Origin of the sequence: Pseudomonas sp. PB120 (assembly GCF_009761815.1) — a bacterium.
Classification (GTDB): Bacteria; Pseudomonadota; Gammaproteobacteria; order Pseudomonadales; family Pseudomonadaceae; genus Aquipseudomonas.
This window is the reverse complement of the sequence record NZ_RWIN01000119.1, coordinates 13,793-37,697: the sequence shown is the minus strand read 5'-3', so window position 1 is coordinate 37,697 and position 23,905 is coordinate 13,793. Positions and strand designations below refer to the sequence as shown.

Below are 23,905 nucleotides of genomic sequence, written 5' to 3'. Positions count from 1 at the left end.
GGAATCCACCATGCCCCTCTCGCTACTCATACTGGCCTTGAGCGCCTTCGCCATCGGCACCACCGAGTTCGTCATCATGGGCCTGCTGCCCGATGTGGCGGCGGACCTCGGCGTGTCGATCCCCGGTGCCGGCTGGCTGGTCACCGGTTACGCCCTGGGCGTGGCCATCGGTGCACCGTTCATGGCGCTGGCCACTGCCAAACTGCCACGCAAGGCCGCACTGATCGCGTTGATGGGCATTTTCATCATCGGCAACTTGCTCTGTGCACTGGCCAGTGACTACGACGTGCTGATGTTTGCCCGTGTGATCACCGCGCTGTGTCACGGTGCCTTCTTCGGTATCGGTTCGGTGGTGGCGGCAAACCTGGTGCCCGCCAACAAGCGCGCGTCGGCCGTGGCCCTGATGTTCACCGGCCTGACCCTGGCCAACGTGCTTGGCGTTCCGCTAGGCACCGCGCTCGGTCAGCAATACGGCTGGCGCTCGACTTTCTGGGCGGTGACCGTCATCGGCGTCATTGCGCTGATCGGCCTGATCCGTTTCCTGCCGGCCAAACGCGATGAAGAAAAACTCGACATGCGCGCCGAACTGGCCGCGCTCAAGGGTGCCGGCATCTGGTTGTCCCTGAGCATGACCGCGCTGTTCGCCGCCTCGGTGTTCACCCTGTTCACTTACGTTGCGCCGCTGCTGGGTGAAGTCACCGGCGTCTCGCCACGCGGCGTGACCTGGACCCTGATGCTGATCGGCCTGGGCCTCACTGCCGGCAACATCATCGGCGGCAAGCTGGCGGACAAAGGCATGGCCGCGACGCTGATCGGCGTGTTCATCGCCATGGCCGTGGTCTCCACCGTCCTGACCTGGACCAGCGTTGCGCTGATCCCGACCGAAATCACCCTGTTCCTCTGGGCCACCGCGTGCTTTGCCGCCGTGCCTGCCTTGCAAGTGAACGTCGTGACCTTTGGCAAGGCAGCACCGAACCTGGTGTCGACCCTGAACATCGGCGCGTTCAACGTCGGCAACGCATTGGGTGCCTGGGTCGGTGGCAGCGTCATCGCCCACGGCTACGGCCTGACCAGCGTGCCACTCGCGGCCGCCGCACTGGCGGTACTCGCCCTGCTGGTGACCCTGATTACTTTCCGCCAGAGCGGCAATCCCGAACTGGCCCCTGCTACCAACTAATCTCCACAAGAGAGTTATTTCATGACGACTATTTTCGATCCGATCAAACTGGGCGATCTCGAACTCGCCAACCGCATCATCATGGCGCCGCTGACCCGCTGCCGCGCCGACGAAGGTCGCGTGCCGAACGCGCTGATGGCCGAATACTACGTACAACGTGCCTCGGCCGGCCTGATCCTCAGCGAAGCCACGTCGGTCACGCCGATGGGCGTCGGCTACCCTGACACCCCGGGTATCTGGTCCAACGACCAGGTGCGTGGCTGGACCAACGTGACCAAAGCGGTCCACGGCGCCGGCGGCAAGATTGTCCTGCAACTGTGGCATGTGGGTCGGGTCTCCCACGAGTCGTACCTCAACGGTGAAGCGCCGGTTGCACCGAGCGCCATCCAGCCAAAGGGCCACGTCAGCCTGGTGCGCCCATTGGCCGACTACCCAACCCCGCGTGCTCTGGAAACCGCTGAAATCGCCGACATCGTCGACGCTTACCGCGTAGGTGCCGAAAACGCCAAGGCTGCCGGTTTTGACGGCGTGGAAATCCACGGTGCCAACGGCTACCTGCTCGACCAGTTCCTGCAAAGCAGCACCAACCAGCGCACCGACCACTACGGCGGCTCCCTGGAAAACCGTGCTCGCCTGTTGCTGGAAGTGACCGACGCCGCGATCGAAGTCTGGGGCGCGGGTCGCGTCGGTGTGCACCTCGCACCGCGTGCCGACTCCCATGACATGGGCGACGACAACCTGGCCGAAACCTTCACCTACGTGGCTCGTGAACTGGGCAAACGCGGCATCGCGTTCATCTGCTCCCGCGAGAAAGAAGCGGGCGACAGCCTCGGCCCACAACTGAAAGAAGCGTTCGGCGGCGCCTACATCGCCAACGAGCGTTTCACCAAGGACAGCGCCAACGCCTGGCTGGCGAGCGGCAAGGCTGATGCGGTCGCCTTCGGCGTGCCGTTCATTGCCAACCCGGATTTGCCGGCACGCTTGAAGGCGGATGCGCCATTGAACGAGGCGCGTCCGGAGTTGTTTTACGCCAAGGGCCCGGTTGGCTACATCGACTACCCAGTGATGTAAACCTCGCTCATATAAAAAGCCCCCGGTAGAAATACCGGGGGCTTTTTTTATTTGGCAACCGCTTAACTAATGAAACAACATCAGAGTTGCACAAGACCTTGGTGCACGGCTACTTTCGGCACGCACCCACAAAAACTCATAAGAAAGGAATCGACATGAACAACATCAAAGAAACCAACAACAAGCACGAAGACTTACTATCGTTTTTCAACTTCACCTCCATTGGCACACTCTACAACCTGACGCCGCTGCTGTTCAGCGAGGAGAACCAGCAAGCACTGGATGAGTTGATCGGCGCAGCCCAAGTAGAAATAATCAGCTTTCTTGAGGGGATCGAATCAGACAACGCCCTGAATCAGAAAATAGCAGAATGGCGAAAACAGAATCAACGTTCGAAAAACACCCGTGTAATCGTCAAACTCATCAACAACACGCCTCACACTTTTAAAATAGCGCGCACCAGCTTTCCATTGCGTCAATCCGAACGTGAGTCATTTCTGCTTGCCCCCTACGCGAAGACAGCATTCAAATCCGATTTCGCCTATACGTATGGCGCGCCATGGCCAAATAACAAAATCATGTTCAATCAGTTTGTAGATTTTATTGATCAGGGTGTCGAAGTACGCTTTGAACTGGGCATGATCATGAGCAAATCCTTCGGCGTTATTTCTCCGAGGCACCGGGCAACGGTAAAAAACAGAATTGACTCCATTGGCTCATCTAAAATCGCTTGCACCACCAAAATCACGAATATGGATGAGAATGTGCCTTTCAACTTCGAGGTGGAAATCACGCTGGGCTGAGGCTGCAATAAATCGGGATGAGGCGAGACGTTTCACATCAACGACACAAAATTCCTACAAAATACGTAGCTCGCTACCTGTCATCCCGAAGCGAGTGCGTATATAAAAGCACCTCATCACGACGACGCGGGCGAAGTGCTGAACTTCGCCCGCGTCTTCCGTCGATAGAAACAGGTCCAATTACGAATTTTGTTTCATTTGCGCAGGCTGGGGCTCAAGCGCAGCATGTCCAATCCTGTATCGACCCAACGCTCGGCTTCGGTGTGCAGTTGAAAACTGTCAGGCGCCAATAGCCACTGATACAGGATGCCGTCGATGTAGGCATGCAGGCTGATGGCTGCGCGCACCGTGTCGAGATTTTCCGGCAACTGCCCCCGATTCACCGCATTACGCAAGGCCAGGCCGATCCGGACATTGCAGTCGAGGCTGGCTACCACGCGCTGCTGGCGCAGATCGCTCATTTCATCGGTGAATTCGCACTTATGAAACAAAATCTCATTGATGCGACGGGTTTTCGGATCCAGTGCAACTTGATGAAACAAATGAATCAGCAGCTTGCGCATGCAGCCCAATGGGTCGAGTTCATCTTCGCTTTCGCTGGCCTTGGCCATTTCATCCAGCGGCTCGTGCAACGTATCGAGCATGGCCTGAACCAGATCCGCCTTGTTGCTGAAATGCCAGTAGATCGCACCGCGAGTCACGCCGGCCAGGGTAGCGATGTCCGCCAGCGTCGTGCGCGCCACGCCCCGCTCGAAAAAGGCTTTTTCTGCCGCTTCGAGTATCTGGCTACGGGTTTCCTGAGCTTCCTCTTTGGTACGACGGACCATGGCAGTACAACCTCAATCGGGATGCTTCAGCGATGCCTGAACATCCGCTGAATAAAAGTGGGGCGAACGTTCTTGGGTGTCGTCCCCGGCCTACAATTCGAACCTTTGAAACGGCTTCTGTAACGGTGAGGATACGCAGCCAAGGTATTTACAAACAACCATGAACGTAAGTATATTCCTTAGCAAGCTACTTATCCACTCAGCGCTCATTTTTTAACCTTCCACCTTTCTAGTGCGTTTCTTTCGCGCCTGACCCGAGGATTTTCATGCAATTCAAGCCAGCTGTTACCGCTCTGGTCACTGCCCTCGCCTTGGCATCACTGCTAAGCGGATGCAAAAAGGAAGAGGCGGCACCGGCCGCTCCACCACCTCAGGTCGGCGTTGTTACCTTGCAACCTCAAGCCTTTACCCTGACCTCCGAGCTGCCAGGCCGCACCAGCGCGTATCGCATCGCCGAAGTTCGCCCACAGGTCAACGGCATCATTCTCAAGCGTCTGTTCAAGGAAGGCGGCGACGTCAAGGCCGGCCAGCAGCTGTATCAGATCGATCCGGCCGTGTATGAAGCCACGCAGAAAAGCGCCGAAGCCAACTTGCAACAGACCAAATCGATCTCCGATCGCTACAAGCAACTGGTCAACGAGCAGGCCGTCAGCCGTCAGGAATACGACACCGCCTTGGCGAACCGCCTGCAATCCGAAGCCGCATTGCAAACCGCCCAGATCAATGTGCGCTACACCAAGGTCTACGCCCCGCTCTCCGGCCGTATCGGCCGTTCCAACGTGACCGAAGGCGCGCTGGTCACCAGCGGCCAGGTCGATGCCATGGCGGTGATCCAGCAACTCGACCCGATCTACGTCGACGTCACCCAGTCTTCCGTCGAGCTGCTTGAGCTGCGTCGAGAGCTGGACAGCGGGCGCCTGCAGAAATCCGGCGAAAACGCGGCAGCGGTCAAGCTGACCCTGGAAGACGGCAGCCTGTACAAGCAGGAAGGCAAGCTCGAGTTCTCCGAAGTCTCGGTTGACCAGACCACCGGTTCCGTGACCCTGCGTGCCGTGTTCCCGAACCCGGACCATACGCTGTTGCCGGGCATGTTCGTACACGCCCAATTGCAAGCCGGTGTGAACGCTGCGGCGATCCTGGCCCCGCAACAAGGCGTGACCCGCGACCTCAAGGGTGTGCCGACTGCATTGGTCGTCGGCCCGGACAACAAGGTCGAACTGCGTCAGCTCAAGGCCAGCCGCACCGTCGGCAGCCAATGGCTGATCGAAGACGGCCTGAAGGCCGGCGATCGACTGATCACCGAAGGGTTGCAATTCGTCAAACCTGGCATCGAAGTCAAAGCCAGTGAAGCGACTAACGTTGGCGCAAAGAACCCGGCCCCCGCACAGGCAGCTGATAAGGCTTCCAGCGGCAAAGGGGAGTAAACCATGTCGAAATTTTTTATCGACCGCCCGATTTTCGCCTGGGTAATTGCCCTGGTGATCATGCTGGTCGGGGCACTATCGATTCTCAAACTGCCGATCAACCAATACCCGAGCATTGCGCCTCCGGCGATTGCGATCTCCGTGGCGTACCCGGGCGCCTCCGCGCAAACCGTGCAAGACACTGTGGTTCAGGTGATCGAGCAGCAGCTCAACGGTATCGACAACCTGCGTTATGTGTCCTCGGAAAGTAACTCCGACGGCACAATGACGATCACGGCGACCTTCGAGCAAGGCACCAACTCCGATACCGCGCAGGTTCAGGTCCAGAACAAACTGAACCTGGCCACCCCGCTGCTGCCACAAGAAGTACAGCAGCAAGGTATCCGCGTGACCAAGGCCGTGAAGAACTTCCTGCTGGTGATCGGCGTGGTCTCGCGTGACGGCAGCATGACCAAGGACGACCTGTCCAACTACATCGTGTCGAACATGCAGGACCCGATCTCGCGGACCGCCGGTGTGGGCGACTTCCAGGTGTTCGGTTCCCAGTACGCCATGCGTATCTGGCTCGACCCGGCCAAGTTGAACAACTTCAACCTGACTCCGATAGACGTCAAAACCGCCATCGCGGCGCAAAACGTCCAGGTATCGTCCGGCCAGCTCGGTGGCCTGCCTGCCCTGCCCGGCACTCAGTTGAACGCGACGATCATCGGCAAGACGCGCCTGCAGACCGCTGAGCAATTCAACAAAATCCTGCTCAAAGTCAACAAGGACGGTTCTCAGGTTCGCTTGAAAGACGTCGCCGACGTCGGTCTGGGTGGCGAGAACTACAGCATCAACGCCCAGTTCAACGGCGCCCCGGCTTCCGGTCTGGCGGTGAAACTGGCCAACGGTGCGAACGCCCTCGACACGGCGAAAGCCCTGCGCAAGACCATCGACAGCCTCAAGCCGTTCTTCCCGCAAGGGATGGAAGTGGTGTTCCCGTACGACACCACGCCAGTGGTGACCGAGTCGATCAAGGGTGTGGTTGAAACCCTGGTCGAAGCGATCGTGCTGGTGTTCCTAGTGATGTTCCTGTTCCTGCAAAACTTCCGCGCCACCGTCATCACCACCATGACCGTGCCCGTGGTATTGCTGGGTACTTTCGGGATCCTCGCGGCATTCGGTTTCAGCATCAACACCCTGACCATGTTCGGTATGGTGTTGGCCATCGGCTTGCTGGTGGACGATGCCATCGTTGTGGTGGAAAACGTCGAACGGGTGATGAGCGAAGAAGGCCTGTCGCCCAAGGAAGCCACCAAGAAATCCATGGGACAGATTCAGGGGGCGCTGGTTGGTATTGCCCTTGTGCTCTCGGCGGTACTGTTGCCGATGGCGTTCTTCGGTGGTTCCACGGGTGTGATCTACAAACAGTTCTCGATCACCATCGTCTCGGCCATGGCCTTGTCGGTGCTGGTCGCCCTGATCTTCACCCCGGCGCTCTGCGCCACCATGCTCAAAGCCATTCCCAAGGGCGAGCACGGCGTGCCGAAACGCGGCTTCTTCGGCTGGTTCAACCGTAACTTCGACCGTAGCGTGAAAAGCTACGAACGAGGTGTCGGCAACATTCTGCGCAACAAGGCTCCGTACCTGCTGGCCTACGTGATCATCGTCGTCGGCATGATCTGGTTGTTCATGCGTATTCCATCCTCGTTCCTTCCAGAGGAAGACCAGGGCGTACTGTTTGCTCAGGTGCAGACCCCGGCCGGTTCGACGGCCCAGCGCACTCAGGTTGTCGTGGACCAGATGCGTGAATTCCTGCTGCGTCCAAGCAAGGATGGCGGTGAAGGCGATGCGGTGAACTCGGTGTTTACCGTGACCGGCTTCAACTTCGCCGGCCGTGGCCAGAGTTCGGGTATGGCGTTCATCATGATGCGCCCGTGGCACGAACGTAACGCCGACAACAACGTGTTCAAAGTCGCGGCCCGTGCCCAACAGCACTTCTTCACCTTCCGTGACGCCATGGTGTTCGCTTTTGCGCCACCCGCCGTACTGGAACTGGGTAACGCCACTGGTTTCGACGTGTTCCTGCAGGACCGCGCCGGTATCGGCCACGAAAAACTGATGGCGGCCCGTAACCAGTTCCTCGGCATGGCGGCGCAGAGCAAAGTGCTGGCGCAAGTGCGCCCTAACGGTCTGAACGACGAGCCTCAGTACCAGCTGGAAATCGACGACGAGAAGGCCAGTGCGCTGGGCATTACCATCGCCGACATCAACAACACCCTGTCGATTGCCTTGGGCAGTAGCTACGTAAACGACTTCATCGACCGTGGCCGTGTGAAGAAGGTTTATGTGCAAGGCCAGCCTGGCGCACGCATGAGCCCTGAAGACCTGAAGAAGTGGTACGTGCGCAACAGCGCCGGGACCATGGTTCCCTTCACCGCGTTTGCCAAGGGTGAGTGGATCTACGGTTCACCAAAGCTGGCCCGTTACAACGGCGTAGAAGCGATGGAAATCCTCGGCTCCCCTGCCCCGGGTTACTCCACCGGTGAAGCCATGGCCGAAGTCGAGGCGCTTGCCCTGAAACTGCCGGCCGGTGTCGGTATTTCCTGGACCGGTCTGTCGTATGAAGAACGACTGGCGGGTTCCCAGGCGCCGGCGCTGTTCGCGCTGTCGATTCTGATGGTGTTCCTGTGCCTGGCGGCGCTGTATGAAAGCTGGTCGATTCCGATTGCCGTGGTGCTCGTGGTGCCTCTGGGGATTATCGGTGCGCTGATGGCTACCAGCTTGCGGGGCCTGTCCAACGATGTGTACTTCCTCGTGGGCCTGTTGACGACCATCGGTCTGGCGGCGAAAAACGCCATTCTGATCGTCGAGTTCGCCAAGGATCTGCATGAGCAAGGCAAGAGCTTGCAGGAGGCGGCCATCGAGGCTTGCCGCATGCGTTTGCGCCCGATCATCATGACCTCCCTGGCGTTCATTCTCGGCGTGGTGCCTCTGGCCATTTCCACCGGCGCCGGCTCGGGCAGCCAACACGCCATCGGCACCGTGGTAATTGGCGGTATGATCACCGCTACCGTACTGGCGATCTTCTGGGTCCCGTTGTTCTTTGTCACCGTGTCGGCCATGGGTCAGCGCAAAATCGCCGATCAGGACGACGCTATCGAACCTTCTAAAGAGGCTGGCCAATGAGCAAGTCGCTACTCTCCCTAGCCGTCGCCGCCTTCGTGCTTGGCGGCTGCTCGCTGATTCCTGATTATCAGCAGCCCGAAGCCCCAGTCGCGGCCCAGTACCCGCAAGGTCCGGCGTACTCGCCGGCCCAGGCGCCGAGCCAGGCTGCGGCCGAGCAAGGCTGGAAGCAGTTTTTCCATGACCCGGCGCTGCAACAGCTGATTCAGGTGGCACTGGAAAACAACCGTGACCTGCGTGTCGCGGCCCTGAACATCGATGCGTTCGCGGCTCAATACCGCATCCAGCGCGCCGATTTGTTCCCGGCCGTGTCCGCCAACGGCACCGGCAGCCGCCAGCGCGTCCCGGCGGACGCCTCGCAAACCGGTCAGGCAGGCATCACCAGCTCCTACTCGGCCACCGTCGGTATCAGCGCCTATGAACTCGACCTGTTCGGCCGGGTGCGCAGCCTCAGTGAAGAAGCCTTGCAGAAGTACTTCGCCACTGAAGAAGGCCGGCGCAGCACGCAGATCAGCCTGGTGGCCAGCGTGGCCAATGCCTACCTGACCTGGCAGGCCGACAAGGAACTGCTGAAGCTGACTCAGGACACCCTCGGTGCGTTCAACGAGAGCTACAAGCTCACCGCCCGCAGCAACGAAGTCGGTGTCGCCTCGGCCCTGGACCTCGCACAGTCGCGCACCTCGGTGGAAAACGCCCGGGCGCAATTGGCCCGGTACACGCGCCAGGTCGCCCAGGATGAAAACAGCCTGGTACTGCTGCTCGGCACTGGCATCCCGGCCAATCTGCAAACCGCCCAGCCGCTGTCCGACAACTTGCTGAGCGACGTACCGGCCGGCTTGCCGTCGGACTTGCTGCAACGTCGTCCGGACATTCTCCAGGCCGAATACAACCTGAAAGCGGCGAACGCCAACATCGGCGCGGCGCGGGCAGCGTTCTTCCCGAGCATCAGCCTGACCGCCAACGCCGGTACCTTGAGCCCGGACTTGTCCGGCCTGTTCAAGGGCGGTTCTGGCACCTGGTTGTTCCAGCCGCAGATCAACCTGCCGATCTTCAACGCCGGCAGCCTGCGCGCCAGCCTGGATTACTCGAAAATCCAGAAAGACATCGGCGTGGCGAACTACGAGAAGTCCATCCAGACGGCCTTCCAGGAAGTCGCCGACGGCCTGGCCGCTCGCGAGACCTACACCGATCAGTTGCAGGCACAGCGTGATTTCGTCAGCGCCAACCAGGACTACTACCGTCTGGCCGAGCGTCGCTACCGCATTGGTGTCGACAGCAACCTGACCTTCCTCGATGCCCAGCGTCAGCTGTTCAGTGCGCAACAGGCGCTGATCACCGATCGCCTGGCGCAGTTGATCAGTGCGGTCAATCTGTACAAGGCACTGGGTGGCGGCTGGAACGAACAGACGGCGAAAAACGAGCCGTTGAAAGAAGAAGCGCCGAAGATGAAGTTGTTCTGATCGCGCTGTAAACACGAAGCCCACCTTTTGGTGGGCTTTTTGTTGGGCGCGGGAAAAGGTGTGTTGTCAGGTATGACCCCATCGCGAGCAGGCTCACTCCCACAGTGGATTTGTGTCGGGCATAAATCGCATTCACACCACCAGTCCCCTGTGGGAGCGAGCCTGCTCGCGATGAGGCCCGACCACACACACCGCAAAACCTTGACCCATCTTGCGTTCGATAATCGCCCAAAACCCGCTTTCAACGATTGAACTATCCAGTACATTCCCCGCACCATTCGCCACACAAGACCAATAACAACAGGTTAAACACCATGCCCCCGCGCCCTGCCCTATCCGGCTGATCTCGCCCCCGTTTCATTTGAATTCGATTTTTTGTCTGCACCCCGACGGTTGCGGCAGCCCCCTTTGCATCCCCAAGAATTAGAGAGACCCGAGCCCATGACGCCTTCCACCGCGCAGTATTTTTTCCCAAGCCTGATTGCCCTCGCCCTGGCCGGTGCAGCCTTGCCCGCCACGGCTGAAGAGTCGGGCTTCGTCGATGGCGCCAAGGTCAACCTGAACCTGCGCAACTTCTACATCAACCGCAACTTCACCAACCCGACCAAGGCTCAGGGCAAGGCCGAAGAGTGGACGCAAAGTTTCATCCTCGACGCCAAGTCCGGCTTCACCCAGGGCACCGTCGGGTTCGGCATGGATGTGCTGGGGCTGTACTCGGTGAAACTCGACGGCGGCAAAGGCACCGGCGGTACCCAGTTGCTGCCGCTGGACCACGATGGCCGCCCCGCCGACAACTTCGGTCGCACCAATGTGGCGTTGAAGGCCAAGCTGTCCCAGACCGAAGTGAAGGTCGGTGAATGGATGCCGGTGCTGCCGATCCTGCGTTCGGACGACGGTCGTTCCCTGCCGCAGACCTTCCGTGGCGGCCAGATCACCTCGAAAGAAATCAACGGCCTGACCCTTTACGGCGGTCAGTTCCGCCAAAACAGCCCGCGTGACGACAGCAGCATGAGCGACATGTCAATGAACGGAAAAGCGGCGTTTACCTCCGACCGCTTCAACTTCCAGGGTGGCGAATACCTGTTCAACGAGAAGCGCACGCAGATCGCGCTGTGGAACGCCGAACTCAAGGACATTTACAGCCAGCAGTTCGTCAACCTGATCCACACCCAGCCACTCGGCGACTGGACCCTGGGCGCCAACCTCGGCTTTTTCTACGGCAAGGAAGATGGCAGCGCCCGCGCGGGCGACCTGGATAACAAAACCTGGTCGGGCCTGTTCTCGGCCAAGTACGGCGGCAACACCTTTTACGTCGGCCTGCAAAAGCTGACGGGCGACAGCGCCTGGATGCGGGTCAATGGCACCAGCGGCGGCACGCTGGCCAACGACAGCTACAACTCCAGCTATGACAACGCCCAGGAAAAATCCTGGCAGGTGCGCCACGACTACAACTTCGTTGCCCTTGGTGTGCCGGGCCTGACCTTGATGAATCGCTACATCAGCGGCGATAACGTGCACACCGGCACCATCACCGACGGCAAGGAATGGGGGCGTGAAAGTGAACTGGGCTACACCGTGCAAAGCGGTGCGCTCAAAGACCTGAACGTGAAATGGCGCAACTCGACCATGCGCCGGGACTACAGCAACAACGAGTTCGACGAGAACCGGGTGATCATCAGCTACCCGATCAGCCTGTTGTAAATTTCAAGGACGCCTTCGCGGGCAAGCCCGGCTCCCACAGGATGCTCAGTGAATTCAAATTTCGTGTTCACCGAACATCCCTGTGGGAGCAAGACCGGCTTGCCGGCGATGGCAATCTATCAGCCACATCTAAGTTGAATGTACTGCCGCTATCGCGAGCAGGCTCGCTCCTACAGGATTGGGTGGTGAACCCGGATGTTGTGTTCACCGAAAATCCCTGTGGGAGCGGGCTTGCCCGCGATGGCGTCCGCTCAGGCGCCGCAAATTCCCAGGATCACTCCCGCGATTCAACCCCCAGCTCATCCCACACCGACTCGGCCAGGTGGAACGTCGCATTGGCGGCCGGGATGCCGCAGTAGATCGCGCTCTGCATGATCACTTCCTTGATCTCGCCACGGCTCACGCCGTTGTTGGCGGCGGCGCGCAAGTGCAGTTTGAGTTCTTCGTTGCGGTTCATGCCGATCAGCATGGCGATGGTGATCAGGCTCCGAGTGTGGCGCGGCAGGCCCGGGCGGGTCCAGATGTCACCCCAGGCGTGGCGGGTGATCATCTCCTGGAACTCCGAGTTGAACTCGGTCAGCGCGGTCAGGCTGCGGTCGACGTGAGCGTCGCCCAGAACAGCGCGACGGACTTTCATGCCCTCGTCGTAACGTTGTTTCTCGTCCACAACAATCCCCTCAATGAGCCGACAAAAATGCCAGAACGCGCGCGCTGAACGCGTCGCCGGCCTGGACATTGGACAAGTGCGCGGCATAGAACTCGGCGTACTCGGCGCCCAGCACATGTGCCTGAATGAAATGTCCACCGGACGGCGGCGTGACCGCGTCTTCGGTACCGGCAATCACCAGCAGCGGCACCTTGATCGAGGACAATTGGTCGCGGAAATCAGCGTCACGCACGGCGGCGCAATTGGCCGCGTAGCCTTCTGGCGAAGTCGCCGCGAGCATGTCGGTAATCTGCGTCGCCGCAGCGGGATTGGCCTGCGCGAAATCCGGGGTGAACCAGCGGGCAATCGACGCATCACGCAACGCGACCATGGCCGCCGAACCATCACGCAACACGGTTTCGATGCGCGGGTTCCAGATCGACGGATCGCCGATTTTCGCTGCGGTGTTGCACACCACCAGCTTGTTCAATCGATTACCGGCGTTGATCCCCAGCCACTGGCCGATCAGGCCGCCCATGGACAAGCCACAGAAGTGCACCCGTTCGATATGCAGCGCATCCAGCAGCGCCAGCACGTCGTGGCCCAGTTGCTCGATGCTGTACGGGCCCGGCGTGACCAGGGATTGGCCGTGACCACGGGTATCGAAACGCAGCACCCGGAAATGCTCGGTGAACGCCGCCATCTGCGCGTCCCACATGTGCAGGTTGGTCCCCAGCGAGTTGGACAGCACCAGTACCGGCGCATCCACCGGCCCTTCAATTTGGTAGTGCAGTTCGCCATCGGCGAGTTGTACGAATGCCACAGCAGTCTCCTTCAGGCAGTCAACGCAGAATGTTCGGCCACCGCTCGCTCGACCCAGGTTTTGGCCTGGCCGAGGTAATGGGCGGGGTTCAATAGATGATCCAGTTCAGCAGCCGAGAGTTGGGCAGTCACGTGCGGCTCGTCGCCAAGCACGGCGCGCAGGTGCCGTTGCTCGGCCACCGCACGCTTGCAGCACTGCTCCAGCAGGTGGTGTGCCGTGTCGCGCCCGACCCGTTGGGCGAGGACGATGCTGACCGCCTCGGCAAGCACCAGACCCTGGGTCAGATCGAGATTGCGCGCCATGCGCTCGGCGTCCACTTCCAGCCCGTCCGCCACCAGCAGCGCTTGCTTGAGGCTGCCGGACACCAGGCAGCAAATCTCCGGCAGGGTTTCCCACTCGGCGTGCCACAGACCGAGGCTGCGCTCGTGCTCTTGCGGCATCGCACTAAACAGCGTCGAAAGCAAACCGGGCACGCGCGTGGCGGCGCTGATCAGCACCGCGGCGCCCACGGGGTTGCGTTTGTGCGGCATGGTCGACGAACCGCCCTTGCCGGGGGCCGAGGGCTCGAACACTTCCCCCGCTTCGGTCTGCATCAACAGGCTGATGTCGCGACCCAGTTTGCCGAGGCTGCCGGCGATCAATCCCAGCACGGCGCCGAACTCCACCAGGCGATCACGCTGGGTGTGCCAAGGCTGATCCGGCAAACCGAGTTGCAGTTCCCCGGCCAACGCTTGCGCAATCGGCAGCGCTCGTTCACCGAGGGCGGCCAGTGTTCCGGAAGCGCCGCCGAATTGCAGTACCAGCAGGCGCGGTTTGAGTTCTTGCAGACGTTGCCGGCTGCGGGTCACCGCCCCCAGCCAACCGGCGATTTTCATGCCCAGGGTGACGGGGGTTGCGTGTTGCAGCCAGGTACGGCCTGCCAGCGGTGTGGCGATATAACGCGTGGCTTGAGCCGACAGGCTTTTGCCCAGTTGTGCCAGATCGCTTTCGATCAGTTCCATTGCCTGGCGCAGTTGCAACACCAGCCCGGTGTCCATCACGTCCTGACTGGTCGCGCCCAGATGCACGTAGCGCTCGGCGTCGGCATCCTGGCTCGCGATCTGTTTGCCCAGGGCCTTCACCAGCGGAATCGCCGAATTACCGGCCGTGGCGATCGCCTCGCCGAGGGTGGCGAAGTCGTATTGCCCGGCCTGGCAAGCCGCCACAATCGGCGCGACAGCGGTCCGCGGAATCAAACCAACGTGTGCCTCGGCCCGAGCCAGCGCGGCTTCGAAATCGAGCATGGCCTGAACCCGGCCCTGATCGCAGAACACCTCACGCATATCGCGGGCAGTGAAATAGGCATCGAACAATTGATTGCCCGGTCGCTGGTTCATAAACAGTCCTTGAAGGCGTGGGCCGGTTGGGCCCACGCATGTAGATCAGAGGTCGTGGTGCAGGTATTTCGCCTGTCGCGGCAGGCGCAGGCTGAACAGGAACGCCACGGCCATCATCACCGTCACGTACCAATAGAAGGAGTTTTCCATGCCCACGGCCTTGAGGCTCAGCGCAACGTATTCCGCCGACCCGCCGAAGATCGCATTCGCCACCGCATACGCCAGGCCAACACCCAATGCACGGACTTCCGGCGGGAACATTTCGGCTTTCACCAAGCCACTGATGGAGGTGTAGAAACTGACAATCGCCAGCGCCACGGTAATCAGCACAAACGCCAGGAACGGACTGCTTACGCTTTTGAGGCTCAGCAGAATCGGCACGGTAAACAGCGTACCGAGGGCGCCGAACCACAACATCGAGTTACGACGGCCGATCTTGTCGGCGAGCATGCCGAACAGCGGCTGCATGCACATATAAAGGAACAGCGCGCCGGTCATGATGAAGCTGGCGGTCTTGGCATTCATCCCGGCGGTGTTCACCAGGTATTTCTGCATGTACGTGGTGAAGGTGTAGAAAATCAGCGAGCCACCGGCGGTGTAGCCGAGCACGGTGATGAACGCGGCCTTATGGTCGCGGAACAACGCACGAATGCTGCCGGCATCCTTGTTCTCGCGCATTTCCTTGCTGGTGGTTTCCTTCAGCGAACGACGCAGGAACAGCGAGATCACCGCGGCCAGTGCGCCGACCACGAACGGGATCCGCCAGCCGTAGGCACGCAAGTCGTCTTCGGTGAGGAACTGTTGCAGGATCACCACCAGCAACACCGCCAGCAGTTGCCCGCCAATCAGGGTCACGTACTGGAACGAGGCAAAGAAACCGCGCTGGCCCTTGAGCGCGACTTCACTCATGTAGGTGGCGGTGGTGCCGTACTCGCCGCCGACCGACAGGCCTTGCAGCAAACGCGCGAACAGCAGCAGGATCGGCGCCCAGACGCCAATGCTGGAATAGGTCGGCAGGCAGGCGATGAGCAACGAGCCGAAGCACATCATCAGCACCGAGATCATCATCGAGTTCTTGCGCCCGTGCTTGTCGGCGACGCGTCCGAAAATCCAGCCGCCGATCGGTCGCATCAGGAACCCGGCCGCAAACACGCCGGCCGTGTTCACCAGTTGCACCGTCGGGTTATCAGACGGGAAAAATGCCGGGGCGAAATAGATCGCGCAGAAGGCATAGACGTAGAAGTCGAACCATTCGACGAGGTTGCCGGACGAAGCGCCGACAATGGCGAAGATACGCTTGCTGCGCTCTTCGCCCGTATAGTGTTCAGTTGAGGCGGTGGTCGTTGTCATTGTTTTTCACTCAATGGGGACAGTGACAGTCTAGACATACTTCGCAACAGTCCCGTTCCGCAGATAAATCAGCAAAAGCCTGCACATTCCCTGTGGCGAGGGAGCTTGCTCCCGCTGGCTTGCGAAGCAAGCCCAAAACCCTCAAACGCGTTCCGTCATGCAGAGCCCGCCAGCTGGTTTGCGACTGCTTCGCAGCCGAGCGGGAGCAAGCTCCCTCGCCACAACAGCTCATGACTCAATAATCGAAAAACACCGTCTCCGCATCGGTGCCCTGCAGAATCACATTCCACTGGTAGACGCCGGTCGCATCCTGCTTCGCCAGCAAGGTACTGCGGCGCTCGGCGGGCACACACTCCAGCAACGGGTCCGACACGTTGGCCGGCTCGCCATCAAAGTAAATCCGCGTCAGCAAGTGTTTCACCAGGCCGCGCGCAAACACCAGCACCACCAAGTGCGGCGCTTGAGTCGTGCCCTTCAGGCCTTCCACCGTGCCCGGCTTGATCGTGGTAAAGCGGAAGCGCCCTTCGGCATCCACCGGCACCCGGCCGAACCCTTCGAAGTTCGGGTCCAGGGGTTTGTCCTGATCGTCTTCCGGGTGGTCGTACTTGCCCGCCGCGTTGGCCTGCCAGACTTCCAGCATCGCGTCGTTGACGACGTCGCCGTTGCCGTCCACCACTTGCCCGGTGATCGCCACGCGCTCGCCCAGGGTCTGTTCGACGGTCAGGTTTTCGCGGTTCAGCCAGGTCAGGCCGATGTGGTAGTACGGCCCGACGGTGTGGGACGTGGTCGCGTTCAACGTCATCTTATTTCTCCATCGGCGTGGCTTCGCGGCCGCGCAGCACGATGTCCCAGCGATAACCGAGGGCATAGGAAGGGATGGTTTTTTCCAGGTCGAAACTGGCGATCAAACGCTCTTTGGCTCGGGTATCCGGCACGCAGTTGTAGATCGGGTCGTAGGCCAGCAGCGGGTCACCCGGAAAATACATCTGGGTCACCAGGCGCGTCAGGATGCTCGGCCCGAACAGCGAGAAATGGATGTGCGCCGGGCGCCACGCGTTGTGGTGGTTGCCCCACGGATAGGCGCCCGGTTTGATGGTCTGGAATTGATACCAGCCATCGGCGTCGGTCACGGTGCGGCCGGTGCCGGTGAAATTCGGGTCCAGCGGCGCGTCGTGCAGGTCGCGGTCATGGTTGTAGCGACCGGCGGCGTTAGCCTGCCAGATCTCCACCAGAATGCCCGGCACCGGCAAGCCATCTTCATCCAGCACACGGCCATGAATGATAATGCGCTCACCCAGTGGTTCGCCCTTGTGTTGGGCGGTCAGGTCGTTGTCCTTCTCGTTCACGCGCTCGGCACCGATGGTCGGACCGGTAATTTCCGACAACGAATGCGGCAAATGCACCAACGGCTTGGACGGCGAGCGACGGTTGGTGGATTGATAGGTCGGGTGCAGGTATTCCGGCTGGGTGCCCTCCTGCGGGCGACGGTAACCAGGCTTGTCAGACATTTCGCTTTCCTCTGTTCTTGTTAGCCGACGGGACGCGTCAGACCCGTTCGATCGCCAATGCCAGACCCTGGCCGACGCCGACGCACATGGTCGCCAGGCCTTTCTTGCCACCGGTTTTTTCCAGCTGATGCAACGCGGTCAACACCAGGCGCGCGCCACTCATGCCCAACGGATGACCCAAGGCAATGGCGCCACCGTTCGGGTTGACCTGGGCCGCGTCGTCCGCAATCCCCAATTCACGCAGCACTGCCAGGCCCTGGCTGGCAAACGCTTCGTTGAGTTCGATCACGTCGAAATCGCTGACCGCCAGACCCAGGCGCTCCGTCAGTTTGCGCACCGCCGGGACCGGGCCAATGCCCATGACCCGAGGGGCAACACCGGCGCTGGACATGCCCAGCACTTTGGCACGCGCGGTCAGACCGTGCTTTTTCACCGCTTCGGCCGACGCCAGGATCAACGCCGCCGCACCGTCGTTCACGCCCGAGGCATTGCCGGCGGTGACGGTTTTGTCGGGGCCGTTGACCGGTTTCAGTTTGGCCAGGGCTTCCAGGGTGGTGTCGGCGCGAGGATGTTCGTCCTGACTGACCACCGTTTCGCCTTTTTTGTGGGCGATGCGCACTTCAACGATTTCTTCCGCGAAAAAGCCTGCGGCTTGCGCGACGGCGGTGCGCTGCTGACTGCGCAGTGCGAAAGCGTCCTGATCCTCGCGGGACACTTCGTAATCGTCGGCCACGTTGTCGGCGGTTTGCGGCATCGCATCCACACCGTACTGGGCTTTCATCAACGGGTTGATGAAGCGCCAGCCGATGGTGGTGTCTTCCAGTTTCATGTTGCGCGAGAACGCCGCGTCCGCCTTGCCCATCACGAACGGTGCGCGGGACATCGACTCGACGCCGCCGGCAATCGCCAGCTCCATTTCGCCGCTGGCAATAGCACGGAACGCCGTACCAATCGCGTCCATGCCCGAAGCGCAGAGGCGATTGAGGGTCACGCCCGGAATGGTTTCCGGCAGGCCCGCCAGCAGCAACGCCATGCGCGCCACGTTGCGGTTGTCTTCGCCGGCCTGGTTGGCGCAGCCGAGGAACACTTCGTCGACCGCGTTCCAGTCCACCGACGGGTTGCGCGCCATCAGCGCCTTGATCGGCACGGCGGCCAGGTCGTCGGCGCGAACCGTCGACAGGCCACCGCCGAAACGGCCGATGGGGGTACGAATTGCGTCGCAGATATAAACGTCACGCATCACGCTTCTCCGGGGGCTTGGCCGTGGGCGGCGGCGGTGCGGGCTTCCAGATCCCTCAGTGCCTTGAGCTCGACGTCGGTTGGCTCGGCGGTGCTTTCAACGGTGTCGGCGAAACGAATGGCCCAACCAGTAGCCGCCACCACTTGCTCGCGGGTCACGCCAGGGTGCAGCGCGGTGACCACGAATTCATGGGTGCCGGCTTCCGGTTCCATGATGCACAGGTCAGTGATGATGCCGACCGGACCGGCTCCCGGCAGACCCAGACGCTTGCGCGAATCGCCGCCCTCGCCATGGCCGACCGAGGTAATGAAGTCGAGCTTGTCGACAAAGGAACGCGCCGACTGCTTGAGGATGATCAGAACACTTTTGGCCGAACCGGCAATCTCCGGCGCACCACCGGCACCCGGCAGACGGACTTTTGGCTGGTGATAGTCGCCAACAACCGTGGTGTTGATGTTGCCGAAGCGGTCGACCTGCGCGGCGCCGAGAAAACCGACGTCAATGCGCCCGCCCTGCAGCCAATAGCGAAAAATCTCACCGGTCGGGACGACAGTGTCAGCGGTTTCCGCCAGCTCGCCGTCACCGATCGACAGTGGCAGTACGCTCGGCTTGGCACCGATCGGACCCGATTCGTAGATCAGGACCACATCCGGCGAGGACGTCAGGCGTGCCAGGTTGGCCGCTTTCGACGGCAGGCCGATACCGACGAAGCACACCGAACCGTTCTTTAGTCGGCGAGCGGCGGCGACGGTCATCATTTCATTGGTGGTGTAAGTCATTACTTCGCCTCCGATGCAGCGGCCAGCTTGGCCTGGAACTCGCTGAAGTCAGCGCAGCCATGGATGTACTCGTTGATCCACGCGGTGAAGGTGTCACGGTCGCGAGCAATCGGGTCCCAGGCCTGGTAGAAACGGTTGTCACGTTCGTTGTAACCGTGGGCGTAGGAAGGATGCGCGCCACCCGGAACATGGCAGACCGCGCTCAGTGCCCAGGTCGGCAGTACACAGGAGTTCATCGGCGCATTGAGGTCATCGACAATTTCTTCAACGGTCACGATGCAGCGCTTGGCGGCCAGGGCAGCTTCTTTCTGCACACCGAGGATGCCCCACAGCAGCACGTTGCCTTTGCGGTCGGCTTTCTGCGCGTGAATCACGGTGACGTCCGGGCGCACCGACGGCACGGCGGCCAATACTTCGCCGGTGAACGGGCAAGTGACGGTCTTGATCAGCGGGTTGACCTTCGGCAGGTCGGAACCGGCGTAGGCACGCAGCACCGCGAACGGCAGGCCCGAGGCGCCAGCGACGTAGGCATTCGCCAGGTCAGCGTGGCTGTGTTCTTCGATTTCCAGCGGGTGCGGCCACTGCTTTTCGACGGCATCGCGCAACCGGTGCAACGAACCGACGCCCGGGTTGCCGCCCCACGAGAAAATCAGCTTGCGAGCGCAACCGGCACCGATCAACTGGTCGTAGATCAGGTCAGGCGTCATCCGTACCAGCGTCAGATCTTTCTTGCCCTGGCGAATGATTTCGTGACCCGCCGCCGTAGGGATCAGGTGAGTGAAGCCTTCGAGCGCGACGGTATCGCCGTCGTTAACGAATTGCTTCACCGCGTCGTGCAGCGAAAGGATTTCAGCCATGGGGCAGGCTCCCGTTTTGTTATGAACCGACAGTGGATGAAAAAGGCGCGATGCGCGCGCCGGAATGACTAAAGAGTAAGCCCCGGAAAAACCCCAAACAATCCGATAATCGACTGAGTGTTCGTTTATCGAACAGATTGTTGTCTGGCTACCTATCCCCAAAAGCTTCGCGAGCAGGCTCGCTCCTACAGGAAAATGCGATCAACTGTGGGAGCGAGCCTGCTCGCGATGAGGCCTCCCCATTCACTCAATATTCTGAAACCTGAACTCAGGTCGCATCCGCATGACTCACCATGCCCTTGATCACCACCGCCGCCGTCGCCAACGCCGCCGGAATCACCAACGCCGTCAGCACCTGCTCAAAATTCCACCCCAGGCCCAACAGCGTTGCCCCCATCCACGCGCCGAGAATCGCGCCAAAGCGGCCAATCCCCAGCATCCACGACACCCCGGTCGCCCGCCCCTGGGTCGGATAAAACCGTGCGGCCAGCGACGGCATCGCCGATTGCGCACCGTTGACACACATCCCGGCCACCAGCACCAGCGTCGCTAACAGGGTGATGTTGCCCAGGCTCTGCCCCACCGCGTAGGCAAACACCCCGGCCAGCAAGTAGAAAGTGCCGATAACCTTGTGCGGATTGAACCGGTCCATCGCCCAGCCCACGCCCACCGCGCTCAGCACGCCGCCGAACTGGAACAATGCGCCAATGAACGCCGCCTGCTCCATGCTCGCGCCGCTGTCACGCATCAGCGTCGGCAGCCAACTGGTCAGCAGGTACACAATCACCAGGCCCATGAAGTAAGTCAGCCACAACAACAAGGTGCCGGTGCTGTAAGTGCCGGAGAAGATCACGGCAAACACGTTGCGCGCCTTCACGGTTTTCTGTTCCGGCACGCTGAAGCTGGACGCCTGGGCAACGACCGTCGGATCGATGGGGGCCAACGCCTTGCGGACCTTGTCGGTGCCCCGATTGCGCACCACCAGGTAACGCGCCGATTCCGGCAGCCAGAGCAACAGAACGACACCAAGAATCAGCGGCAGAATGCCGCCGATCAGCAACAGGCTGTGCCACCCGAACGCCGGAATCAGCTTGGCGGAAATAAACCCGCCCCCCGCCATACCGAGGTTGAAGCCACAGAACATGCTGGTTACCAGCAGGGATTTCTTGCGCTCCGGGGTGTATTCCGACAACAGGGTCGTGGCATTCGGCATGCCGGCGCCGAGGCCCAGACCGGTCAGGAATCGCAGCACCAGCAACTGATCGACGTTGGAGCTGTAGGCCGATGCCAGGCTGAAGGCGCCGAACAACAATACCGCCCCCACCAGCACGACTTTGCGCCCAAAGCGATCCGCCAGCGGGCCGGAACCCAGCGCGCCGAAGACCATGCCGATCAACGCCGCACTCATGACCGGGCCGAGACTGGCGCGGTCGATGCCCCAATCCTGGGACAGGGCCGGCGCAATGAAACCCATGGCCGCGGTGTCGAGGCCATCGAGGAAGACAATCAGGAAACACAGGATTACCACTCGCCACTGGTAGCGCGAAATGGGTTGAGCATTGATGAAGGACTGCACGTCGAGGCAGTTACCCACAGCAGACTGAGGCTGGTTCATTATTTTTATTCCACGCAAGAACGCAGTCGGACAGGTGCCAGCCTAGGCTGGCGCTGCCGCGACATTAGTGATCAGGGGGAAAGTGCGTCAATTCGATAAACGCGAGTCTGTGCGATTATCGAACAGCTTAGGCAAAAAGCTGGGCGCTGAGGTCGCGGCTGGCCGACAGCAGGCCTGGCAGGAAACGTTGTTCCAGTTCGTTGCGACTGACCCGACCGGCATGCGTACTGACGTTCAGCGCCGCGACCACCTGGCCGGAAGCGTCGTACACCGGGACGGCAATCGAGCGCAGGCCCTGTTCCAGTTCCTGATCGACAATGCACCAACCTTGTTGCCGCACCTCTTGCAGGCATTCGAGCAACGCCTCGGGGGTGTGCAGCGTGCGGCTGGTCTTGGCTTGCAGCTCCGCGTGGTCGAGGTATTCGCCCAGGGACGTATCGTCCAGCGCCGCCAGCAGAATCCGGCCCATGGACGTGCAATAGGCCGGCAGGCGTCCGCCCACCGAGAGGTCGACAGAGATCAGTCGCTGAGTCGTTGCCGAACGGGCGATGTACAAAATGTCATCGCCTTCCAGCGTGGCCATGTTGCAGGCCTCATGAAGTTGTTCGCTCATGCGGTCCAGGTACGGTTGTGCGGAAACCGCCAAGGGGGTCGACGATACATAGGCGTGGCCGAGGGTCAGCACTTTGGGCAGTAGCGAATAGGTGCGACCGTCGGTGGTGGCGTAGCCGAGCTTGATCAGGGTGTGCAGGCAACGCCTTACCGCGGCGCGGGGAATTTCCGTCCGGTGGCTGATCTGGGCAATGGTCAAATGCCGTTTGCGCTCCTGAAATGCCTGCACCACCGCCAGGCCGCGAGCCAGGGAGGTCATGAAGTCCGGGTCACCGGTCATTGCCGCAATTCGCTTGGCGGGAGAGGCGACGATCGGCGGCGCCACTGAAGTGAAGGCGTTGCGCAATTGATCATTCATAACAGGTCCTTTTTCCTCACGGATCAGCGGCTATTACAGGCGGCTTCAGGCGCTACACACAAGCCCTCACACCGAAGATCGGGCGATTATCGAACCGTTGACCGATAATCGCAATCACCCCAAGCCACTGCAGCCCGGCCGCGTTAGATGTTTTCTCATTGCTGGCCAGAGAACTTGCGGATTGATGTTATGGCTCAAGTTGCTCGGTTGAATGGCGCCAGAAACTCATCACCGCAAACTGGCTTCGACGTATCTGTATTTAACCGTAAAGTTCGAGCCACAAAACAATCACACATCAAGATCAACTTTTAACTCGTTGGCGATAGTGTTCTTCGAATCGACCGCTATAATGCAATTCAGTGGCTGCCCGGTTTTTTATTGCCGACTCGGCCACCTGGTTGCACGATGTTCCATCGCTGCCGACCGCAGCAAGCGCCTGACACTCTTCATGTACACCGCCAACGCGCTCGCTGAAACAGGAAACTGATGCTGCGTCAGCTTTTTATCTCTGGTGTCGTGGCCGCCTGCAACATGGAAGTATTGTTCACCTACCGTAAAAGGTTGCCCTGTCGGGCACTGCCCTTTCTACGCGTGTGTTCAATCGACTCGATGCAGCGCGTTTCACCAGAATTTAATCTCAACTCAAACAGGTAGCACTGTGACGAAAGACGAACTGCGCGCGGAACTTGAGCGCCAGGAACAACGTTACAAGGAAGTTTACGGCGGGGAAGTCACCACCTACGCCGCTCAGCCCGAACCCGAACGCAAACCCTGGCGAAAACGCGCCACCGTTCAGGACCAGGCTTTTACCCAGGAATTGCAGAAGATGGAAAAAGAACTCAAAGCCGAAGAGCCGTAACCGCTTCGACCTGAATTCTTTACAAGGGTCTGCCTCTGCACCCCGCTAAAAGCGGGATGTATCGATAACGCCTTTCGCACCTGCTACGAGCGGGCAGCGGTCACCTCACCCATCGGATGAGGTAAATGGCTCATGTCTGACCCTCTTCTCAGATATTTCATACAAGCATCCAGGCCCCTCGCCCCCACGAGAGAAACCCTTGTGCCTGCTGGCTTTTCGACTGAATTCAATGACTTGCAAAACCCGGCAAAACA

Annotated in this window: 20 protein-coding genes; 8 read left to right on the top strand and 12 right to left on the bottom strand. The window is 60.4% G+C overall.

Annotation, left to right across the window (positions count from 1 at the left end):
* Nucleotides 1–10: 10 nt before the first annotated feature.
* The 3 genes from EJA72_RS21670 to EJA72_RS21660 all read left to right on the top strand — a co-directional run bounded on the left by EJA72_RS21670 (nt 11) and on the right by EJA72_RS21660 (nt 3,051).
* Nucleotides 11–1,177: an MFS transporter gene (locus EJA72_RS21670; protein ID WP_157713454.1), complete on the top strand. Its 1,167-nt coding sequence runs from the start codon at nt 11–13 to the stop codon at nt 1,175–1,177.
* Between the two features lie 21 nt (nt 1,178–1,198).
* Nucleotides 1,199–2,248 (top strand): alkene reductase, encoded by a 1,050-nt coding sequence (locus tag EJA72_RS21665; protein WP_157713452.1) that lies wholly within the window; start codon nt 1,199–1,201, stop codon nt 2,246–2,248.
* 155 nt (nt 2,249–2,403) lie between these two features.
* Entirely contained in the window at nt 2,404–3,051 is a 648-nt protein-coding gene (locus EJA72_RS21660; RefSeq protein WP_157713450.1) for a hypothetical protein, read from the top strand.
* A 194-nt stretch (nt 3,052–3,245) separates the two neighbouring features.
* Here EJA72_RS21660 and emhR read toward each other — a convergent pair whose 3' ends face one another.
* Nucleotides 3,246–3,878, bottom strand: a complete 633-nt coding sequence (emhR, locus tag EJA72_RS21655) for an efflux system transcriptional repressor EmhR (protein ID WP_157713448.1) — start codon at nt 3,876–3,878, stop codon at nt 3,246–3,248.
* Nucleotides 3,879–4,144: 266 nt separating this feature from the next.
* On the opposite strand from emhR, the gene EJA72_RS21650 reads away from it, so the two are divergent.
* The 4 genes from EJA72_RS21650 (at nt 4,145) to EJA72_RS21635 (ending at nt 11,628) form a co-directional block, all read left to right on the top strand.
* Nucleotides 4,145–5,302 carry an efflux RND transporter periplasmic adaptor subunit gene (locus EJA72_RS21650; protein WP_157713445.1) on the top strand — a complete coding sequence of 386 codons (1,158 nt, stop codon included), beginning with the start codon at nt 4,145–4,147 and terminating at the stop codon, nt 5,300–5,302.
* A gap of 3 nt (nt 5,303–5,305) precedes the next feature.
* The gene (emhB, locus tag EJA72_RS21645; protein WP_157713443.1) at nt 5,306–8,470 is read left to right on the top strand and encodes an efflux RND transporter permease subunit EmhB; all 3,165 of its coding nucleotides are present in this window, start codon (nt 5,306–5,308) and stop codon (nt 8,468–8,470) included.
* Nucleotides 8,467–9,927: an efflux RND transporter outer membrane subunit EmhC gene (gene emhC, locus EJA72_RS21640; protein ID WP_157713441.1), complete on the top strand. Its 1,461-nt coding sequence runs from the start codon at nt 8,467–8,469 to the stop codon at nt 9,925–9,927. The genes emhB and emhC overlap by 4 nt, the downstream gene beginning before the upstream one ends.
* A 441-nt stretch (nt 9,928–10,368) precedes the next feature.
* Nucleotides 10,369–11,628: an OprD family porin gene (locus EJA72_RS21635; RefSeq protein ID WP_157713439.1), complete on the top strand. Its 1,260-nt coding sequence runs from the start codon at nt 10,369–10,371 to the stop codon at nt 11,626–11,628.
* Nucleotides 11,629–11,902: 274 nt separating this feature from the next.
* On the opposite strand, the gene pcaC is transcribed toward EJA72_RS21635, so the two are convergent.
* From pcaC to pcaR, 11 genes are all read right to left on the bottom strand, one after another.
* Complete coding sequence (gene pcaC, locus EJA72_RS21630) at nt 11,903–12,295, bottom strand: 4-carboxymuconolactone decarboxylase (protein WP_178129518.1); 393 nt, start codon at nt 12,293–12,295, stop codon at nt 11,903–11,905.
* A gap of 10 nt (nt 12,296–12,305) precedes the next feature.
* Entirely contained in the window at nt 12,306–13,097 is a 792-nt protein-coding gene (pcaD, locus tag EJA72_RS21625) for a 3-oxoadipate enol-lactonase (RefSeq protein ID WP_178129517.1), read from the bottom strand.
* An 11-nt stretch (nt 13,098–13,108) separates the two neighbouring features.
* Nucleotides 13,109–14,473 carry a 3-carboxy-cis,cis-muconate cycloisomerase gene (locus EJA72_RS21620; RefSeq protein ID WP_157713437.1) on the bottom strand — a complete coding sequence of 455 codons (1,365 nt, stop codon included), beginning with the start codon at nt 14,471–14,473 and terminating at the stop codon, nt 13,109–13,111.
* 45 nt (nt 14,474–14,518) lie between these two features.
* Nucleotides 14,519–15,823: an MFS family transporter gene (locus EJA72_RS21615; protein ID WP_157713435.1), complete on the bottom strand. Its 1,305-nt coding sequence runs from the start codon at nt 15,821–15,823 to the stop codon at nt 14,519–14,521.
* Nucleotides 15,824–16,058: 235 nt separating this feature from the next.
* On the bottom strand, nt 16,059–16,625 hold the full coding sequence (gene pcaG / locus EJA72_RS21610) for a protocatechuate 3,4-dioxygenase subunit alpha (protein WP_157713433.1): 567 nt from the start codon (nt 16,623–16,625) through the stop codon (nt 16,059–16,061).
* Nucleotide 16,626: 1 nt separating this feature from the next.
* A complete protein-coding gene (gene pcaH, locus EJA72_RS21605; RefSeq protein ID WP_157713432.1) occupies nt 16,627–17,331 on the bottom strand; it encodes a protocatechuate 3,4-dioxygenase subunit beta in 705 nt (234 codons plus the stop codon).
* Between the two features lie 37 nt (nt 17,332–17,368).
* Nucleotides 17,369–18,574 carry a 3-oxoadipyl-CoA thiolase gene (gene pcaF, locus EJA72_RS21600; protein WP_178129516.1) on the bottom strand — a complete coding sequence of 402 codons (1,206 nt, stop codon included), beginning with the start codon at nt 18,572–18,574 and terminating at the stop codon, nt 17,369–17,371.
* Entirely contained in the window at nt 18,571–19,350 is a 780-nt protein-coding gene (locus tag EJA72_RS21595; RefSeq protein ID WP_157713430.1) for a CoA-transferase subunit beta, read from the bottom strand. The genes pcaF and EJA72_RS21595 overlap by 4 nt, the downstream gene beginning before the upstream one ends.
* Nucleotides 19,350–20,207 carry a CoA transferase subunit A gene (locus EJA72_RS21590; RefSeq protein WP_123406032.1) on the bottom strand — a complete coding sequence of 286 codons (858 nt, stop codon included), beginning with the start codon at nt 20,205–20,207 and terminating at the stop codon, nt 19,350–19,352. The genes EJA72_RS21595 and EJA72_RS21590 overlap by 1 nt, the downstream gene beginning before the upstream one ends.
* A gap of 268 nt (nt 20,208–20,475) precedes the next feature.
* Entirely contained in the window at nt 20,476–21,822 is a 1,347-nt protein-coding gene (locus EJA72_RS21585) for an MFS transporter (protein ID WP_157713429.1), read from the bottom strand.
* Between the two features lie 127 nt (nt 21,823–21,949).
* Nucleotides 21,950–22,792, bottom strand: a complete 843-nt coding sequence (gene pcaR, locus EJA72_RS21580; protein ID WP_157713428.1) for a pca regulon transcriptional regulator PcaR — start codon at nt 22,790–22,792, stop codon at nt 21,950–21,952.
* Nucleotides 22,793–23,450: 658 nt separating this feature from the next.
* On the opposite strand from pcaR, the gene EJA72_RS21575 reads away from it, so the two are divergent.
* Complete coding sequence (locus EJA72_RS21575; protein ID WP_007935837.1) at nt 23,451–23,651, top strand: hypothetical protein; 201 nt, start codon at nt 23,451–23,453, stop codon at nt 23,649–23,651.
* The last annotated feature ends 254 nt before the right edge of the window (nt 23,652–23,905 follow it).

Bases quoted from the DNA above. Each gene is read 5' to 3' on its own strand.
- emhR (WP_157713448.1), bottom strand. From the start codon at position 3,878: ATGGTCCGTCGTACCAAAGAGGAAGCTCAGGAAACCCGTAGCCAGATA.
- emhC (WP_157713441.1), top strand. From the start codon at position 8,467: ATGAGCAAGTCGCTACTCTCCCTAGCCGTCGCCGCCTTCGTGCTTGGC.
- EJA72_RS21635 (WP_157713439.1), top strand. From the start codon at position 10,369: ATGACGCCTTCCACCGCGCAGTATTTTTTCCCAAGCCTGATTGCCCTC.
- EJA72_RS21670 (WP_157713454.1), top strand. From the start codon at position 11: ATGCCCCTCTCGCTACTCATACTGGCCTTGAGCGCCTTCGCCATCGGC.
- emhB (WP_157713443.1), top strand. From the start codon at position 5,306: ATGTCGAAATTTTTTATCGACCGCCCGATTTTCGCCTGGGTAATTGCC.
- EJA72_RS21620 (WP_157713437.1), bottom strand. From the start codon at position 14,473: ATGAACCAGCGACCGGGCAATCAATTGTTCGATGCCTATTTCACTGCC.
- EJA72_RS21650 (WP_157713445.1), top strand. From the start codon at position 4,145: ATGCAATTCAAGCCAGCTGTTACCGCTCTGGTCACTGCCCTCGCCTTG.
- pcaR (WP_157713428.1), bottom strand. From the start codon at position 22,792: ATGAATGATCAATTGCGCAACGCCTTCACTTCAGTGGCGCCGCCGATC.
- pcaH (WP_157713432.1), bottom strand. From the start codon at position 17,331: ATGTCTGACAAGCCTGGTTACCGTCGCCCGCAGGAGGGCACCCAGCCG.
- EJA72_RS21585 (WP_157713429.1), bottom strand. From the start codon at position 21,822: ATGAACCAGCCTCAGTCTGCTGTGGGTAACTGCCTCGACGTGCAGTCC.
- pcaG (WP_157713433.1), bottom strand. From the start codon at position 16,625: ATGACGTTGAACGCGACCACGTCCCACACCGTCGGGCCGTACTACCAC.
- EJA72_RS21595 (WP_157713430.1), bottom strand. From the start codon at position 19,350: ATGACTTACACCACCAATGAAATGATGACCGTCGCCGCCGCTCGCCGA.
- EJA72_RS21590 (WP_123406032.1), bottom strand. From the start codon at position 20,207: ATGGCTGAAATCCTTTCGCTGCACGACGCGGTGAAGCAATTCGTTAAC.
- EJA72_RS21660 (WP_157713450.1), top strand. From the start codon at position 2,404: ATGAACAACATCAAAGAAACCAACAACAAGCACGAAGACTTACTATCG.
- EJA72_RS21665 (WP_157713452.1), top strand. From the start codon at position 1,199: ATGACGACTATTTTCGATCCGATCAAACTGGGCGATCTCGAACTCGCC.
- EJA72_RS21615 (WP_157713435.1), bottom strand. From the start codon at position 15,823: ATGACAACGACCACCGCCTCAACTGAACACTATACGGGCGAAGAGCGC.